The following is a 15,528-nucleotide window of genomic DNA, read 5'->3' on the forward strand; positions in this document are numbered from 1 at the left end:
GGTGATGATGGTGCGACGACGGCGTCAGTCACGCGATGCCCCGTCCGCCACCCATTGCACGTACCTGGCCTTCCAGGCTGCGTTCATGGGGTAGAGCCCGTCGACGCCGTTCCCCTGTTTGACCATCTCGAAAATGAAGGTCTCCTCCTGCTCCTGCAGGATGCAATCGTCAACCAGTTCCTCGGCAAGAGCCGGCGGGATCACCAGGATGCCATCCGAATCGGCCACGATAATGTCCCCGGGCTGGACTGTCGTCCCGCCGCACGCGATGGTGATGTCCGTGTCCCACGGGACGTGCCGCCGGCCGAGGACCGCAGGATGCGGGTTGGCGAAGTAGGTGGGCATGTCGAGGTCGGCCACCGCTGAATAGTCGCGGACCCCGCCGTCGGTAATGATGGCTGCTGCTCCGCGCATCTGGGCGCGCATGGCCAGGATGTCCCCGACTGTTCCGGTGCCCTTTTCACCCCGCGCCTCCATGACGAGGATCTCGCCGTCATTCACCGAGTCGATGGCGCGCTTCTGGGCGTTGAACCCGCCACCATGTGAGGCGAACAGGTCCTCCCGGTTGGGAACGAAACGCAGGGTGCGGGCCAGCCCCACCACACGGCGCTCCGGGCGGGTGGCCTGCAGCCCGTCAATGCTCACATTATTCAGCCCGCGCTTCCGCAGCTGGGAGGACAGCGTGGCGGTGGCAACGCTCTCGAGCTTCTTCTTCAGGTCCGGGGCCAAGGCAGGTGCAAGGGGCGGCAGCCCGGCCGCCTCCCGCGATCCGTAGGCTTCCTCGCGCTGGGTGTCATCGGTCTTCGGCTGGGCACCAAAGTCAGCGAACGGCGTCGTTCCCTCAACCACCCTGGTGCTCAGTCGACCGCTGCTCTGAGTGCCCCCGGTGACCTCTATATCGATCGTGTCCCCGGGGTGGGCCACCGACGCGCCGGCCGGGGTCCCGGTCAGGATGATGTCGCCTTCTTCAAGGGTGAGGAGCTGGGACAGGTCGGCGACAAGCTGAGCGAACGGAAACAGGAGGTCTTCGGTGGTGTCGTCCTGCACCAGGGTGTCGTTGTGCCAGGTGCGCACCCGCAGCGCGGCGGGGTCCAGCTCCTCAGCAGGAATCAGTCGCGGACCAAGCGGGGTGAAGCCGTCACCGCCCTTGGAGCGAACGTTCGAACCCTTGTCGGCGTACCGGAGGTCATAGACCCCCAGATCGTTACTGGCCGTCACCCAGGCGACGTGACTCCAGGCGTCGTGAGGGCTGACGCGGCGTGCTGTTCTGCCGATGATGAGGGCGATTTCGCCCTCAAACCCGAGCAGTTCACAGCCCAGTGGCCGCTCGACGGTGCCCGGAGCATCGACTGTTCCGAGCGCGAGCGACGTCGGCGGCTTCAGAAAGTAGGACGGCTTCAGTGGCGTGCGCCCACGCTGCGCCGCTCGGCTCGGGTAGTTGATGTGGACCGCGATCACCTTGCGGGTGCGTGCCAACAGCTCGACGCTTACCGCCCGGCTCCGGGACTCAACACTCATGCCGCGTTCTCCTCATCCTCATGTCATGTACGAAATCGTATACGATCAACTATCGTCTGTGATGTATGGCACGTCAACCCTTGGTGGCCACGCTCATCGTTGTGTGCCATGTCTATTCGTCGTACAGTTTGAGCACCATCATTCGATTATTGGATTACCTGTTCAAATAAAGAACAGGCCCGGGTGGCTGCAGAGACTTTCACAAAGAAGTGAGTGAGGAAATCCGTGCACTTTCACCATCACGGCTACGTTTCAGGTGATCCGCGAATTCAGGCTGTTGCCGGCGTCGGCATCGATCGTCCCGAGGTCCTGCCCGATGAAGTGGACGTGTTGATCGTCGGGAGCGGTCCGGCAGGAATGCTTGCGGCCGCGCAGTTATCCCAGTTTCCGGACATCACCACCCGCCTTGTGGAGCGGCGGTCTGGCCGGCTCGCCATTGGGCAGGCCGACGGCATTCAGGCACGCAGTGTGGAGACCTTTCAGGCGTTCGGCTTTGCTGAACGAATCACCGCAGAGGCCTACCGGATCACCGAGATGGCGTTCTGGAAGCCCGACCCGGCGGACCCGGCACGCATTATCAGGACTGCCCGCCCGCTGGACGATCCGGCGGGCGTCAGCGAATTTCCGCACCTGATCGTCAACCAGGCGCGGGTCCTCGACTACTTTGCTGAAGTCATGGCGCATTCGCCCACCCGGATGAAGCCTGACTACGGCCTGGAGTTCGCCGGCCTGGAGGTTTCCGACGGGGAAGAATATCCAGTCAAGGTCACGCTTACCCACTCCAGTGGACCGCTGGAGGGAACGCAGCGGTTTGTGCGGGCCAAGTACGTGATCGGTGCCGATGGGGCCCGCAGCCAGGTCAGGACCGCCATTGGTTGCACGCTTGCCGGTGATGCGGCGAATCATGCGTGGGGCGTCATGGATGTTCTGGCTACCACCGACTTCCCCGACATCCGGCTGAAATGCGCCATCCAGTCCGGCGCCGGGGGAAGCATCCTCCTCATTCCCCGGGAGGGCGGCCACCTCTTCCGCATGTATGTGGACCTGGGCGACGTCGATACGCACACCACAGGCGGGATCCGCAGCACCACCATTGAGGAGATCATCGAGAAGGCGAACGCCATCCTTCACCCCTACACGTTGAACGTCCGCAATGTCGCCTGGCACAGCGTGTATGAGGTGGGCCACCGGCTGACCGACCGGTTCGACGACGTCCGCCCCGAAGAGCTCGGCAGCCGCACCCCGCGGGTCTTCATCACCGGGGACGCCTGCCACACGCACAGCGCAAAAGCCGGCCAGGGAATGAACGTCTCCATGCAGGACGGCTTCAATATCGCCTGGAAGCTCGGGCATGTCCTGGAAGGCCGCAGCCCTGAAAGCCTGCTGTCCACCTACTCCGCAGAGCGGCAGGTCGTAGCGAAAAACCTGATCGACTTCGACAGGCAGTGGTCCTCCCTGATGGCCAGGAAACCTGATGAGTTTGAAGACCCGACGGAATTGGAGAACTTCTATACGAGCACCATGGAGTTCCCCGCCGGATTCATGACCGAATACACGCCCTCCCTGATCGTGGGCGAGGCCACGCACCAGGAACTCGCCACCGGCTTTCCCATCGGCAAACGCTTCAAGTCAGCACCGGTGGTGCGCGTCTGCGATACCAACCCGCTTCAGCTTGGCCATCAGGCGACGGCTGATGGGCGGTGGCGGATCTACGTGTTCGCCGATGAGGCCCTGCCCGGGCCCCAGTCGAAGGCCGGCATCTTTGCCGACTGGCTGGAGTCCTCGCCGGACTCCCCGCTCGCCGTGACGCCCGGGGACGCCGATCAGGACGCGTGGTTCGACGTCAAAGTGATCTATCAGCAGGATCACCAAAGCCTCGACATCGGCGCTGTACCGGCGGTGTTCAAACCAACGGTGGGACCATTCAAACTGGACTATTTGGAGAAGGTATTCGGGGTCGACCCCAGCCAGGACATTTACGAGCTGCGGGGGCTGGACCGGGGCGGCGTCGTCGTCGTCGTCCGGCCGGACCAGTACGTTGCCCACGTGCTGCCGCTCACGGGAACAGCCGAGCTTGCCGCATTCTTCGCGGGAATGCAGACCGGGCGCAGGCCAGAGGCAGCGGGGGGAGCTAGGGTTAAGGGATGACCCCCGCTAAAAGCCCCCAGACCATGAAGCCCGCTACAGCGGCGAAGAAACTGGGAATCTATCTGCCAGCCGCGCCACAGGAGTTCCAGGACAACGACGTGACCCGCGCGGAGTTCAGTGACCTGCAGCAGAATCCTCCTGAGTGGTTGGCCGAACTTCGCCGCAGCGGCCCCCATCCCCGCCCGGTAGTGGCGCAGAAGTTGGGCATCTCGATCAGCGGTCTGGCCCGTGGGGGAGTTACCGAGCCGCTCACCACCCCTGATATCACTGCACTGCTGCAGGAACCGCCAGCGTGGCTGGTAACTGAACGCGCCACTCATGCTGCGGTCCGCAAACAGGACCTGATCACCAAGAACCTGCATGCGGAGAAGTCCGACCAGTAGGCCCTTTTCCCACGTCCGTGTCGACTTTTTGCGGAAATGAAGCATACTTACCATTATGCTGCTTGCACATCCGCTCTCCATCGCCGTCATGGCTCACCTGCACCATCCGATAGCCAGCCCCTATCCCGGCGGGCTGGAAATGCACACCGCTCTACTCACCGAAGAGCTCACCGCCCGGGGCCATGCAGTGACCCTGTTCGCCAAGGCCGGCAGCCGGGTGCCTGCCACGGTGGCGCCTGTTCTGGATGCAGGGTTCACCTTCACCAGGCATCCCGACGGCCCTGCACGCGATGCGCAGACACACCTCCTCGACGGTGCGCAGCGTGTCACTCTTGACCTCATCAACGAGGGCGATTTCGACGTCGTCATCAACAACTCGCTCAGCCCGCTACCGCATGCCAATCCGCCGCGTCAGCCTATGCTGACCATCCTTCACACTCCACCGCTGCCACGGGTGACCGACGTCTTCGATGCGGACGGCTACAGCCCGACCCCGCGGCATAAGATCGTCAGCGTGTCAGCGGCAAACGCGCTGCAGTGGAAAAGCCACCTTCAAAACATCAGCGTGGTTCACAATGGAATCCGGCTCGAGGAGTGGCGCACTGCGGGTGGAGTCCGACGACGACCCAACACAGCGGTCTGGTCCGGCCGGATTACCCCCGAGAAGGGCCTGCACGTGGCAATTGAAGCTGCCGCCCTCGCCGGGATGCGCATCCGTTTCGCCGGTCCCATCAGTGATCGGGACTACTTCGACAAAACCATCGCTCCGCTGCTGAGCGCATCGGTCCAGCATGTGGGTCACCTCGATCACGGCCAGCTGGCCTCTTTCCTCAGCTCAGGTGCGGTGTTCATCTCGTCACCGTTATGGGCAGAACCCTTCGGACTGAGCACCGTTGAGGCGATGGCCTGCGGTACCCCGGTGGCTGCCCTGCCCTGTGGCGCGATGACTGAAGTTATCGACGACCGCGCCGGTGTGGTCGCTCAGGGGTTTGCGGCAACTGATCTTGCGCTGGCCGTCGAGCAGGCGCGCCAGTTGGACGGCAACTCGGTGAGGGCCTCTGCGGCGCGGTTCGCAGCCGAGGTGATGATCACCAGCTACGAAAACCACCTTAGGGCACTGGTGAGCCAGGACCTCCTGGCTGACATCGAGATGCTGGCGTCCTAGGGAACCGATGATACTCCCCCGCGTTGCCTATTACGCCCACCATCACGGAACCGGACACCTGCGTCACGCCGTGGCGATCGCCCGGTTGCAGGTAGTTGATCTTCTGGTGACTGGCTCTACCGAGCCGCCCGGGCTAAGCGACATCCCCCACACCCGGTTTGCCCAGCTCACCACTGATGTCGCTCCCGACGGCGAGCCCTTCCCGGTGCCCCCTGAACCCTTCCTGCATTACACCCCCACCACGTCAACCATCAGGGACCGGTTCTCCCAACTGCATGCCGCCTGGCACGAGTTCAATCCCCAGGTGGTGATCATCGATGTCTCCGCCGAGGCTGCAGTCTTCGCCCGGCTCTGCGGATACCCGGTGCTGTATCGGCGGATGCCCGGTGACCGATCCGACGTGGCGCATCAGACCGCCTACGCTGCGGCCACCGGACTGTTCGCCTATTACCCCGCGGCGCTTGAGGATCCCGCCTATCGAGACGCGGATGGTGGCCGGACGCAGTACCTGGGAATGCTCGACCCAACGCGTTCAACGTCTACCAGGACCGCCGCCTCCGCCAGCGGGAAGGTCATAGCGGTGCAGACCAGCCTGGGCGGCACCGGGGTCAGCGTCGCGGAGATTACGAGAGCCGCACGGTCCTGTCCCGAATGGCAGTGGAATGTGGTTGGCCTTAGCTCCGGCAACGCCGACCTGCCACCGAATGTTCGGTTGCTCGGCGTTCTCGAAGACCCGCGGCCGGAACTGTCGGCGGCAGATCTCATCATTACCTCCGCCGGTTACCACGCCGTCGCTGCGGCGGCTGCCGCGGGCAGGCCTACCATCCTGGTGCCGGAAGAGAGGCCCTTTGGTGAGCAACTTGCCTTTGCCCGGGCACTCAACAGGTCAGCGGGAATCCCGATGGCTGAGACCTGGTCGGCTGCAGCGTGGCCGGACCTCCTGCGCCAGGCGGTGGAATCGGATGCTGGAGCGCTGCGGGCAGCCCTGTTTGTCAGCAGCGACACCTTCAGTGACCGGTTACTCGACCTGGTCTCCAGGGCCTCGGTGACAGGCTCCTAGTACGGCGCGTCCACCCTGGCCGCTGCCACCTCACCGGTAGTGGGCAGTCTGAGCATGTCGATGGTGGCGCCGTCGGCCGCCCATGCGATGTACCCTGCGTCGGCGAAGGCGGTCAACCAACCGGTCATCGGCCACACCCCCCGTTTCCGGTGGAACACCCTACTGTTCGCAACAATGTCCGAGAAGTGTTGCAGCGGGGGCCGGGTTACCCCGTGGTGCTGGTGGAACATGGTGGCACTGGAAAACGAGAGCGTCACACCACAATCCCTGGCGGTAAAGGAAAAGTCGGTGTCTTCGCCGCCGTACCCGGTGAACGCCTCATCGAAACCGCCGATCCGCCTGAAATCGTCGGCCGTGACAGTAAAACCCAGGGACCAGAACAGCTCATACCGGTCGGTGGGGGTAGGTGGTTCGCCGTTTGCCGGAGCCAGGGCCGTCCTCGCGTGGTGCGGGATCGAGGCGCGCATCAGCCCTGCATCGCCGTCGTGCGTAGGGGTCCCTGCGGCACTCAGGTAGCGCGGCTGGGCCATGACTATTCCCCCGGCGTCGGCCAGATCCAGGAGCAAGGTTCTGCACAACGTGGTGGCTGGGATGCAATCCACATCAAGGAAAATGAGGATGTCGGTCGAAGCGGCTGCAGCTGCTGCGTTGCGGGCTGCAGCAAGGTTAAGTGCTCCTGTGGACGACGGCGGTAGGTGGACAATCCGCTGGGGGATCCTTGACCTCAGTGGTGCCGGGTCGGGCTGGCCCATATAGGCGACCACCAGCTCGGTGGGCTGTAAGGATGACCGGTTGAGGCCCGCCACCAGGTTGGCGAGGTGGTGATCACGGTTGGCGCTGAGAACGAGAACGGAGAATCTGGGGCTTGAGGTACTGGAGACTTCCGGGCCAGTCATGAAGCGACCGGTTCAATCAGCTGCGGCCCGTTGTTGCGAACCGATCCGACGGCGTTGCCAACGATCCGGGGAACCAGTTGAGGTTCGGGAATGGAGTCGATCAGTGTCTGCACATCAGCACTACTGGTCATTCGTGGGTTGAGCCACTCCGGGTAAAGGTCAGGGGGAAGAATGAGCGGTGTCCGGTCGTGAATATGACCGAGCGTGTCGCTGGCAGTGGTGGTGATAATGGTGCAGCTACGCAGCCATTTATTCTGATGATCCTCCGGAAGTGCTGGGTCCGGCCAGTATTCGTAAAGTGCAGCAAAGGCGAGCATGTCGTTGGTTTGGCCATGAAGATAGGTAGGTATTTTGCCGTTAGGGCCCTTCTCCCACTCGTAATAGCCGTTGGCCATCACGATGCCCCGGCGACGTGAGGCAGCGGTGCGGAAGGAGGGCTTTTCGAGGATGGTCTCAGCCCGAGCGTTGATCAGTGGCGGGCCTTTCTTTGGGTCCTTCTGCCAGGACGGCACCAGCCCCCATCGGGCGGTGGTCAGGCGTCTGGCGGGTCGACCTGTTGAGTCATCCAGGCGCTCCAGCAAGAGCCTTACGGTGTCGGTGGGAGCAACATTGTAGGAGGGTTCCGGGAGGTCCTTGTCAACAAAGTCAACATCAAACAGGTCGATGAGGTCCTTGTCAGATCCTGCCACCACAAAACGTCCGCACATGAGGATAGGGTACTCCGGGGGACCTCCCTACCGTGTGTCTGGAGGATCTGGAGCGCTGAACAACCGATTGACTTAATCGAACATATATTCGAAAATTAAAGGGTGAGTGCACCAGCAACCAGCCCAGTGATGGATCCGGGATACACCCCGGATCAGGACTTTCCAGTGCCCGAATCCGCTGGTCAATCCCGCAGTGAATCTGGGCTGCAGGAAAAGATCAATCAGATGCAGGGCAGCCGGTTGGGATCCCGGCGGTTACCCACCATTCCTGCTCTCGGACGGATCCTCCCCGGCGGTGGCCTGATGGCTGGTGCGGCCTACTCGGTGGAAAATTCCACCACACTGGCCATGGCATTACTTGCTGGCCCATCAGGCTCTGGCGCCTGGTGCAGTGTGATCGGTATCCCCGATTTCAACGTTGAGGCTGCATCAAACCTGGGTATTGATCTTGATCGTTTGATTCTCATTCCTCATCTGGATGGCCAATGGTTAGCAGTCACCGCAGCAATGGTTGATGTGGTGTCGGTCATTCTGACCAGGGCGCCATCAACAATTACTGGCTCGGATGCAGCGCGACTCAGGGCACGGCTCCGACAGCGCGGTGCAGCATTGATTACCATGGGCGCCTGGCCGCAGAGCGAAGCAGCGCTCAAGGTGTCAGAAAACAGCTGGGGAGGCTTGGGGTCCGGGTCGGGGCATCTCCAGGTCCGGAGGTTTAAGGTCACCGCCACTGGACACAACGGCCGCTCCCGGAGTTCTGAGCTCTCCCTGACCGAACTGCGGCAAAGCACCTGGTCCCCATTCCCCGGTAGTGGGAACTCCCTTGCCGGGCAACCGTTCATCCCCCGGGTGGTCGGAGCATCGTGACACTGCAGGTACTTCCTCAACCACTTCTGCATGGCTCCACCAGAATCATGATGCTCTGGATCCCGGACTGGCCAATAACAGCCGCACTTCGTGAACACGACGTTCCAGTCAATGCTCCACTTGCACTGATCGACAAGGGAGAGGTGTTTGCCTGTTCCCCTTCGGCTCGTGCTGAGGGAGTAAAACGTGGGTTGAGGGTCCGTGAAGCCCAGGCTCGGTGCCCTGAACTGGTCGTTGAACGTTATTCCTCGGACCTCGATGAACGGGTCTTTGAACCGGTAGTCGCTGGCATTGAAAAGATCATGCCGGGGGTCCAGGTGGTACGTCCTGGGTTGTGCGCCATCCATGCCCAGGGGCCCAGCAGGTACTACGGTGGTGAGTCTCCCGCGGCTTCGGTACTCCTCACCACACTTGCTTCGTTTGGTCTGACCACCGCAAGAGTTGGTGTTGCCGATTCACCGTTCGCAGCAGAGCATGCTGCCCGTGCCACAGAAGTTCTCGAAGGAGCTGAACAGGACCCTATCTGGGTTGTCCCACCTGGAGAATCACCACATTTTTTGAGCACCTTCCCCCTGGATGTGCTGGGTGAACCAAAGCTTGCAGTTCTGTTGCGACGGTTGGGAATCAGGACTCTCGGTGATTTTGCCTGTTTGGATCCTGGCGATATCCGCAACAGGTTCGGCATCGAGGGAGCCATCGCTCACCGCAAGGCCAGCGGGCTCGATCACCGTAAAGTGGTGGCGCGAAAACCCCCACCCGAACTGGATGTCGTAGTCGACTTCGAACCTGCACTGGTTCGAATTGATGAACTCGCTTTTGCCTTCCGCACCGCTGCTGACCGCTTTGTTGATCGGCTTCACGCAACAGGTCTTGTGTGTACAGCAGTGCGCGTGGTGTTGTACTCCGAGTCAGGTGAAGTCTCTGACCGGCTCTGGCGGCACCCACGATGGTTTGATGCCGACGATGTGCTGGATCGCGTCAGGTGGCAGCTGCAAGGCGGAGGACTGATTGAGCACGGACTGCAATCAGGCATCACCCGGGTACAAACCATTCCCGACACTGTTGAGGATCTCGGTGACCATGCTGACGGGTTGTGGGGTACCGGACCCGATGAAAGCATTCATCACGGGCTGGCACGTGTCCAAAGCATGCTGGGTCATGGAGCAGTGCTCACTGCCATGGTTGCGGGAGGCAGGATGCTCAAGGACCGTAGGGTCTTCATCCCCTGGGGTGACTCATCAACCGGTTATCCAGCAACGGCACATTCGCACCAGGGCCAGCCCTGGCCAGGACGGTTGCCGGGGCCGGCTCCGGCAACCGTCTTCGATAGTCCTCTTGAGGTACTTGTTCAGGACGGTGCGGGGTGCACCGTTGACGTTGACCCGCGCGGGATGCTCACCAGCACTCCCGTGCAATTTGCTGCGCCCGGAACTACCAGTACCCAGCGAACCGTGCAGCACTGGGCTGGTCCTTGGCCAATCAATGAACGCTGGTGGGATTCAACGGGCCGTATCCTGAACCGCTTCCAGTTGGTCGACAACACCGGCGCAGCCTGGCTACTGCTCCTTGAGGATCATCGATGGTGGGCTGAGGCCAGCTATGACTAAGGGCATACCGCTGGGGAAACAGTGGGGCAGTCATGGGATGGAGTAATCCGCCCATCTCGTGGTCTGAGTTTGAGCGAACCCTCTCCGACCGCCGTCGTCCAGGCGCACCACCCGTCGGTGCCGATGGTGGTGACAGCCCTGCTTGGTCACCGAAACGCCAACCGTACTGTGCGCTAGATACAGAGATTGCCGAGCACACCGGACCTGTGGTGCCCTATGCGGAACTCCACGTTCACTCCAACTTCAGCTTTCTCGATGGTGCATCAAGTCCCGAGCAACTGGTTGAGGAAGCTCACCGGCTGCGGCTGCATGGTCTGGCATTGACCGATCATGACGGCCTCTACGGTGTGGTGCACCTCGCTGAAGCCGCTGAAAAGTACCCGCAGTTGAGCACCGTCTATGGCACTGAGCTATCCCTGGATCTGCGGAAACCCCAGAACGGTGAACCTGATCCGGAGGGCAGCCATTTGTTGGTCCTCGCCCGCGGCGCAGAGGGGTACCGGAGGTTGGCTGGTGCCATCACCGCTGCACAGTTGGCCGAAGGAGCAGAGAAGGGAAAACCAAGGTACAGCCTTGAGGGGCTGGCAGGGCAGGCATCTGACAGTTGGATGATCCTTACGGGCTGCCGTAAGGGCACAGTCCGTCAGGCACTGATGCGCGACGGTGAAAGGGGTGCCCGATCCGCCGTCGGACAACTGGTTGAGATGTTCGGGCGGGACAATGTTGCTGTCGAGCTTTCAGACCAGGGGAACCCCTTGGACAGCGCTGTGAACGATGCGTTGGCTACAGTGGCTGCCCGGCTGAGGCTTCCAGTGATCGCCACCAACAACGTGCACTACGCCTCACCTGCACAGCACCAGTTGGCCACAGCCCTTGCTGCTGTGCGGGCTCGGAGGAGTCTCGATGAGATGAACGGGTGGTTACCCGCTGCAGGAACGGCACATCTGCGCAGCGGTGCGGAAATGGCTGCACGGTTTGCTGCCTTTCCTGGTGCCATCGAACGAACAGTGGATCTCGCCGATGATCTTGCGTTCAGGTTGCGGAGCGTCAAACCAGGACTGCCCAATCTGACCCTTCCCGACGGGCATACCCAAATGAGCTACTTGCGGAAGCTCGTCTGGAAGGGTGCCGAGAAGTTCTACCCTGGACGCACCGATGTGGTGGAGCGGATTGAGAAGGAATTGAAGGTCATCGAGGACAAAAAGTTCCCCGGCTACTTTCTGATAGTTCATGATCTGGTGCATTTCGCCCGGAACCAGGGGATCCTCTGCCAGGGACGTGGTTCGGCAGCCAATTCGGCTGTCTGCTACCTGCTGGAAATCACTGCTGTCGATTCGATTCTGTACAACCTGCCCTTTGAGCGTTTTCTTTCCAGCATGCGGGATGAGGAACCGGATATTGACGTCGACTTCGATTCCGACCGTCGGGAGGAAGTCATCCAGTATGTGTACAACAAATACGGGCGATTCAATGCGGCCCAGGTGGCCAACGTGATCACGTACCGGCCCAAATTTGCTGTCCGCGACATGGCCAAAGCGCTGGGTCACAGTCCGGGGCAGCAGGATGCTTGGTCCAAGCAGATTGAACGGTGGGGTGGGCTCGTATCCAGCGACGACCACGACATCCCTGAGGCTGTGGTGCATCTGGCCCAGAGCGTGCTGAAATTTCCCCGGCACCTTGGTATCCATTCGGGAGGGATGGTGCTCACTGATCGGCCAGTGGGTGAGGTTTGCCCGATTGAGCATGGACGCATGGAGAACCGCACCGTCCTGCAGTGGGACAAGGATGACTGTGCGTGGATGGGGTTGGTCAAATTCGACCTGCTGGGGCTGGGAATTCTTGCCGCCATCCAATACAACTTCGATCTAGCTGACAGGCATTTTGGTGAAAAGTGGAATCTGCACACCATCCCGAAGGAAGAACAGGGCGTCTATGACATGCTCTGCTTCGCAGATTCCATCGGCGTCTTCCAGGTGGAAAGCCGCGCCCAGATGGGTATGCTGCCCCGCCTCCAACCACGGGAGTTCTATGACCTGGTGATTGAGGTGGCGCTGGTCCGGCCTGGACCCATTCAGGGTGGCGCCGTCCACCCGTACATCAAACGGAAGCTCAAAGAGGAGAAGGTCACCTACCTGCATCCCAAACTGGAACCCGTGCTGGAACGAACCCTGGGGGTACCGCTTTTTCAGGAACAGCTCATGCAGATGGCCATGGTGGTGGGGAACTGTTCGGGCGCGGACGCCGACCAGCTCCGCCGGGCCATGGGATCAAAACGAGGACTGGAACGCATTGATACCCTGCGCGACAAACTGTATAAGGGGATGGCTTCCAATGGCATCACCGGGGAGACGGCTGATTCCATCTACCTCAAGATCCAGGCCTTCGCCAATTTTGGTTTTGCTGAGAGCCACTCCATCAGCTTCGCCCTCCTGGTGTACGTCAGTGCCTGGTTGAGACTGCACTATCCCGGGGCTTTCCTTGCCTCACTGTTACGAGCACAACCGATGGGCTTCTATTCACCACAGACCCTGGTGGCCGATGCCCGCCGGCATGGGGTGATGGTCCTTCGACCGGATTTGCTGCACTCGGGAGTGCATGCAGATCTTGAGCCCCTCGAAGGACCTGCTGGTGGTGCAACCGGACAGCCCCCCGGAATGGACATTTGCTGTGATCCCCAACAACCACCTGTTGGACCTTTTGACCGGAAGATCCCTTTCGATTCAACGTTACATAGGCGGGATACCAACTTTGCCGTGCGGTTGGGGTTGGATAGCGTCCAATCCATCGGGACCAGGGTGGCAGAACAGATTGTGTCCGAACGGCTGAGCAACGGCGTCTTCGCTGATATGGCCGACCTGGTGCGGCGCACTGAACTCAATGCCGCCCAGCTTGAATCGCTGGCAGCGGCGGGGGCATTCGAGTCGATGGGGCTCACAGAGCGGGAAGCATTATGGAACGCCGGGCCGGCTTCAACCGAACGGGCAGGACAGCTCAAGGGCACCACCGTGTATATCCAACCTCCGTTGTTCCCCGACCTCACTGCTGCTGACCGGGTGGCCTCTGATCTTTGGTCCACCGGTATCACCCCCGATGACCATCCGGTACGGCACATCAGGCCCACCTTGGCCAGGCGTGGCGTTCTGACTGCCGCTGAACTGGTCCACGCTGACTCAGGACGCAGGGTTGAAGTAGGAGGTGTAGTCACCCACAGGCAACGACCAGCAACTGCCAGCGGTATTACCTTCATGAATCTCGAGGATGAGACGGGGCTGGTGAACGTGATCTGCTCGGTAGGAGTCTGGCAGCGTTACCGGCGGATCGCCCGGGAGGCAAGCGGTGTGTTGGTCCGGGGGATGCTGGAACGCTCCTCTGAGGGCGTCGTCAATATTGTGGCTGACAAGTTTGAAGTACTGAAGATGAAGGCGACCACCAAATCGCGGGACTTCCAGTAGCAGGAGGCTCACCGGCTCACATCGTCCTGGTGCACCGTGCACCCCTACCCACGCGAAGCTTAACGAAAAAGACCCCCGGATAACCGGGGGTCTTAGCCGTGCGCGAGGGGGGATTTGAACCCCCACACCCTTTCGGATACTGGCACCTGAAGCCAGCGCGTCTGCCGTTCCGCCACTCGCGCGCAACCGCTCGAAACATCATCGAAAAACCTTCGAAGACCTCCGAGAACAGCAGAAATAAGCATAACGGAGCAGCACCGGAATCACCTAAACGCCCGCCTCCCACGTTCCGGGACAGTCAGCGGCACGCACCCGATCCCTGGCGTCCGGGTACCGGAATTGTTATCACAAAGTGGTGGACGGACAACTGGTGGTTAAGGCCTTTTACAGAGGTCCCCAGTAGTATCGAACTGATCGTGTCGTACGTCGACCATGCCTTCGCGCACAATGAAGGCCCTGGACGGCTGTTCCGACCAGCTAACCAGTGAAAGGGTGAGGAGGCAGCGCATGGGCATTCTGGATAACGTTGAACGCGGATTGGAAAAAATTGTCCGGGGCGCCTTCTCCACCGGATCGCGATCCCAGGTACAGCCTGTCGAAATCGCCAGTGCCCTGCGGCGGCAGCTGGACAACAAAGCCATCACCCTCGCAGAGGGCCGTACCCTCGCGCCGAACGTCTTCACAGCCCGGCTGTCCGAGTCGGACTTTGTCCTGGCCCAGGAGTGGGGCGCGCCACTCGCTGAAGAGCTGTGCGACGTCGTCATCAAGCACGTCAACAGTCAGGGCTACACCCTGCGGGGCCCCGTCAAGGTGTCATTCACCCGGGACACTGGCCTGAAGGCCGGAGTTTTCGAAATCGATTCGGCGACCGAGAAACAGGATGGGCCGCGACGGCCCGCCACCCCCAACGCTCCCACCCGCCAACCGACCAGGTTGCAGCCCGTCCTTGATCTCGACGGCCAGCGGTACTCACTCAATGCTGGATCGATAGTCCTTGGCCGCTCCTCCGAAGCCGACATCCTCGTTGATGACACCGGGGTATCGCGAAAGCACCTCGAGATCCGCACCCAGGGTGGCACCACCCAGGCCGTCGACCTCGGCTCAACCAACGGCAGCTATGTCAACGGCCAACGCGTTCAAGGAGAAGCCGACCTGACTGACGGATCGATTATCACCATGGGTCGCACGCGCATGACCTTCCGGCTCATCCCGGTCCCGAACGGTGGCCGCTAGACATGAATGACCTCAGTGAACTGACCCTTACCGTGCTCCGGTATGGCTTCCTGATCCTGATCTGGATTCTCGTGATCAGTGTGGTCAGCGCCCTCCGGCGCGACCTGGTGGTAGGCAGCAGAAACCGCCTCGGTACCCCCTCGGCACGTCAGGCACGGAAGCACCCCGAACTGGTTGAGGAGGCGCCCCCCCGCGTATCGGCGCGCACCCTGGTGGTCACCGAGGGTCCGTTGAAGGGCACCACGCTCGACCTTTCCTCAAGTCCCATCCTGCTGGGGCGGGCACAGGAGGCAACCCTGGTGCTCGAGGACGACTATGCCTCTGGTCGCCACGCACGACTGTTTCCCCAGGGAAGCCGTTGGTTCATTGAGGACCTCGGCTCCACCAACGGCACTTTCCTCGCTGGCAGTCAGCTGACCCGCGCGCTGCCCGTTGACCTGGGTGTTCCCGTTCGGATCGGCAAGACGGTCATCGAATTGAGGTCATAGCGTT

At 61.4% G+C, this 15,528-nt stretch carries 13 protein-coding genes, 1 tRNA gene and 1 pseudogene; 10 read left to right on the forward strand and 5 right to left on the reverse strand.

From position 1 onward, the window contains the following. Positions 1 to 24: 24 nt before the first annotated feature. The gene (locus tag IWX62_RS01680) at positions 25 to 1,518 is read right to left on the reverse strand and encodes a fumarylacetoacetate hydrolase family protein (protein WP_196839620.1); all 1,494 of its coding nucleotides are present in this window, start codon (positions 1,516 to 1,518) and stop codon (positions 25 to 27) included. A 225-nt stretch (positions 1,519 to 1,743) separates the two neighbouring features. Here IWX62_RS01680 and IWX62_RS01685 point away from each other — a divergent pair, with 225 nt between their 5' ends. Genes IWX62_RS01685 through IWX62_RS01700 form a run of 4 tightly spaced genes read left to right on the forward strand, consistent with a single transcriptional unit; the run spans position 1,744 to position 6,274 of the window. Further along, on the forward strand, positions 1,744 to 3,666 hold the full coding sequence (locus IWX62_RS01685; RefSeq protein ID WP_196839621.1) for an FAD-binding monooxygenase: 1,923 nt from the start codon (positions 1,744 to 1,746) through the stop codon (positions 3,664 to 3,666). Then, positions 3,663 to 4,049, forward strand: a complete 387-nt coding sequence (locus tag IWX62_RS01690) for a DUF5997 family protein (RefSeq protein ID WP_196839622.1) — start codon at positions 3,663 to 3,665, stop codon at positions 4,047 to 4,049. Before IWX62_RS01685 ends, IWX62_RS01690 begins: the two co-directional genes overlap by 4 nt. Positions 4,050 to 4,104: 55 nt before the next feature. Next, positions 4,105 to 5,214, forward strand: coding sequence for a glycosyltransferase (locus tag IWX62_RS01695; RefSeq protein ID WP_196839623.1), 1,110 nt, complete (start codon positions 4,105 to 4,107; stop codon positions 5,212 to 5,214). Positions 5,215 to 5,221: 7 nt separating this feature from the next. After that, complete coding sequence (locus IWX62_RS01700) at positions 5,222 to 6,274, forward strand: glycosyltransferase (RefSeq protein ID WP_196839624.1); 1,053 nt, start codon at positions 5,222 to 5,224, stop codon at positions 6,272 to 6,274. Here the strand turns inward: IWX62_RS01700 and IWX62_RS01705 are convergent. After that, the gene (locus tag IWX62_RS01705; RefSeq protein ID WP_196839625.1) at positions 6,271 to 7,170 is read right to left on the reverse strand and encodes a glycosyltransferase family 2 protein; all 900 of its coding nucleotides are present in this window, start codon (positions 7,168 to 7,170) and stop codon (positions 6,271 to 6,273) included. The genes IWX62_RS01700 and IWX62_RS01705 overlap by 4 nt on opposite strands. Next, the gene (locus IWX62_RS01710; protein WP_196839626.1) at positions 7,167 to 7,877 is read right to left on the reverse strand and encodes an SOS response-associated peptidase; all 711 of its coding nucleotides are present in this window, start codon (positions 7,875 to 7,877) and stop codon (positions 7,167 to 7,169) included. The genes IWX62_RS01705 and IWX62_RS01710 overlap by 4 nt, the downstream gene beginning before the upstream one ends. A gap of 102 nt (positions 7,878 to 7,979) precedes the next feature. Here IWX62_RS01710 and IWX62_RS01715 point away from each other — a divergent pair, with 102 nt between their 5' ends. Both IWX62_RS01715 and IWX62_RS16165 read left to right on the forward strand, forming a co-directional pair. After that, a complete protein-coding gene (locus IWX62_RS01715; RefSeq protein ID WP_333483137.1) occupies positions 7,980 to 8,744 on the forward strand; it encodes a hypothetical protein in 765 nt (254 codons plus the stop codon). A 50-nt stretch (positions 8,745 to 8,794) separates the two neighbouring features. Further along, positions 8,795 to 9,211: pseudogene (locus tag IWX62_RS16165) on the forward strand (Y-family DNA polymerase); the annotation flags it as partial. Positions 9,212 to 9,289: 78 nt separating this feature from the next. Here IWX62_RS16165 and IWX62_RS16170 read toward each other — a convergent pair. Next, positions 9,290 to 9,604: a hypothetical protein gene (locus tag IWX62_RS16170; protein WP_333483171.1), complete on the reverse strand. Its 315-nt coding sequence runs from the start codon at positions 9,602 to 9,604 to the stop codon at positions 9,290 to 9,292. A gap of 30 nt (positions 9,605 to 9,634) precedes the next feature. On the opposite strand from IWX62_RS16170, the gene IWX62_RS16175 reads away from it, so the two are divergent. After that, complete coding sequence (locus tag IWX62_RS16175; protein ID WP_333483172.1) at positions 9,635 to 10,351, forward strand: hypothetical protein; 717 nt, start codon at positions 9,635 to 9,637, stop codon at positions 10,349 to 10,351. Between the two features lie 32 nt (positions 10,352 to 10,383). Further along, on the forward strand, positions 10,384 to 13,803 hold the full coding sequence (locus IWX62_RS01725; protein ID WP_196839627.1) for an error-prone DNA polymerase: 3,420 nt from the start codon (positions 10,384 to 10,386) through the stop codon (positions 13,801 to 13,803). A 99-nt stretch (positions 13,804 to 13,902) separates the two neighbouring features. Here IWX62_RS01725 and IWX62_RS01730 read toward each other — a convergent pair. Beyond that, a tRNA-Leu gene (locus IWX62_RS01730) sits at positions 13,903 to 13,985 on the reverse strand. A 325-nt stretch (positions 13,986 to 14,310) separates the two neighbouring features. Here IWX62_RS01730 and IWX62_RS01735 point away from each other — a divergent pair. Then, positions 14,311 to 15,036 carry an FhaA domain-containing protein gene (locus IWX62_RS01735; protein WP_196839628.1) on the forward strand — a complete coding sequence of 242 codons (726 nt, stop codon included), beginning with the start codon at positions 14,311 to 14,313 and terminating at the stop codon, positions 15,034 to 15,036. Positions 15,037 to 15,038: 2 nt separating this feature from the next. Further along, positions 15,039 to 15,524, forward strand: coding sequence for an FHA domain-containing protein FhaB/FipA (locus IWX62_RS01740; RefSeq protein ID WP_196839629.1), 486 nt, complete (start codon positions 15,039 to 15,041; stop codon positions 15,522 to 15,524). Positions 15,525 to 15,528: the final 4 nt, after the last annotated feature.

Origin of the sequence: Arthrobacter sp. CAN_A1, assembly GCF_015751665.1 — a bacterium.
GTDB lineage: Bacteria > Actinomycetota > Actinomycetes > Actinomycetales > Micrococcaceae > Arthrobacter_D.

What these genes read in the sequence shown, in the direction of transcription:
- IWX62_RS01735 (WP_196839628.1), top strand. Translation starts at nt 14,311, where the DNA reads ATGGGCATTCTGGATAACGTTGAACGCGGATTGGAAAAAATTGTCCGG.
- IWX62_RS01680 (WP_196839620.1), bottom strand. Translation starts at nt 1,518, where the DNA reads ATGAGTGTTGAGTCCCGGAGCCGGGCGGTAAGCGTCGAGCTGTTGGCA.
- IWX62_RS01740 (WP_196839629.1), top strand. Translation starts at nt 15,039, where the DNA reads ATGAATGACCTCAGTGAACTGACCCTTACCGTGCTCCGGTATGGCTTC.
- IWX62_RS01690 (WP_196839622.1), top strand. Translation starts at nt 3,663, where the DNA reads ATGACCCCCGCTAAAAGCCCCCAGACCATGAAGCCCGCTACAGCGGCG.
- IWX62_RS01725 (WP_196839627.1), top strand. Translation starts at nt 10,384, where the DNA reads ATGGGATGGAGTAATCCGCCCATCTCGTGGTCTGAGTTTGAGCGAACC.
- IWX62_RS01700 (WP_196839624.1), top strand. Translation starts at nt 5,222, where the DNA reads ATGATACTCCCCCGCGTTGCCTATTACGCCCACCATCACGGAACCGGA.
- IWX62_RS01710 (WP_196839626.1), bottom strand. Translation starts at nt 7,877, where the DNA reads ATGTGCGGACGTTTTGTGGTGGCAGGATCTGACAAGGACCTCATCGAC.
- IWX62_RS01695 (WP_196839623.1), top strand. Translation starts at nt 4,105, where the DNA reads ATGCTGCTTGCACATCCGCTCTCCATCGCCGTCATGGCTCACCTGCAC.
- IWX62_RS01705 (WP_196839625.1), bottom strand. Translation starts at nt 7,170, where the DNA reads ATGACTGGCCCGGAAGTCTCCAGTACCTCAAGCCCCAGATTCTCCGTT.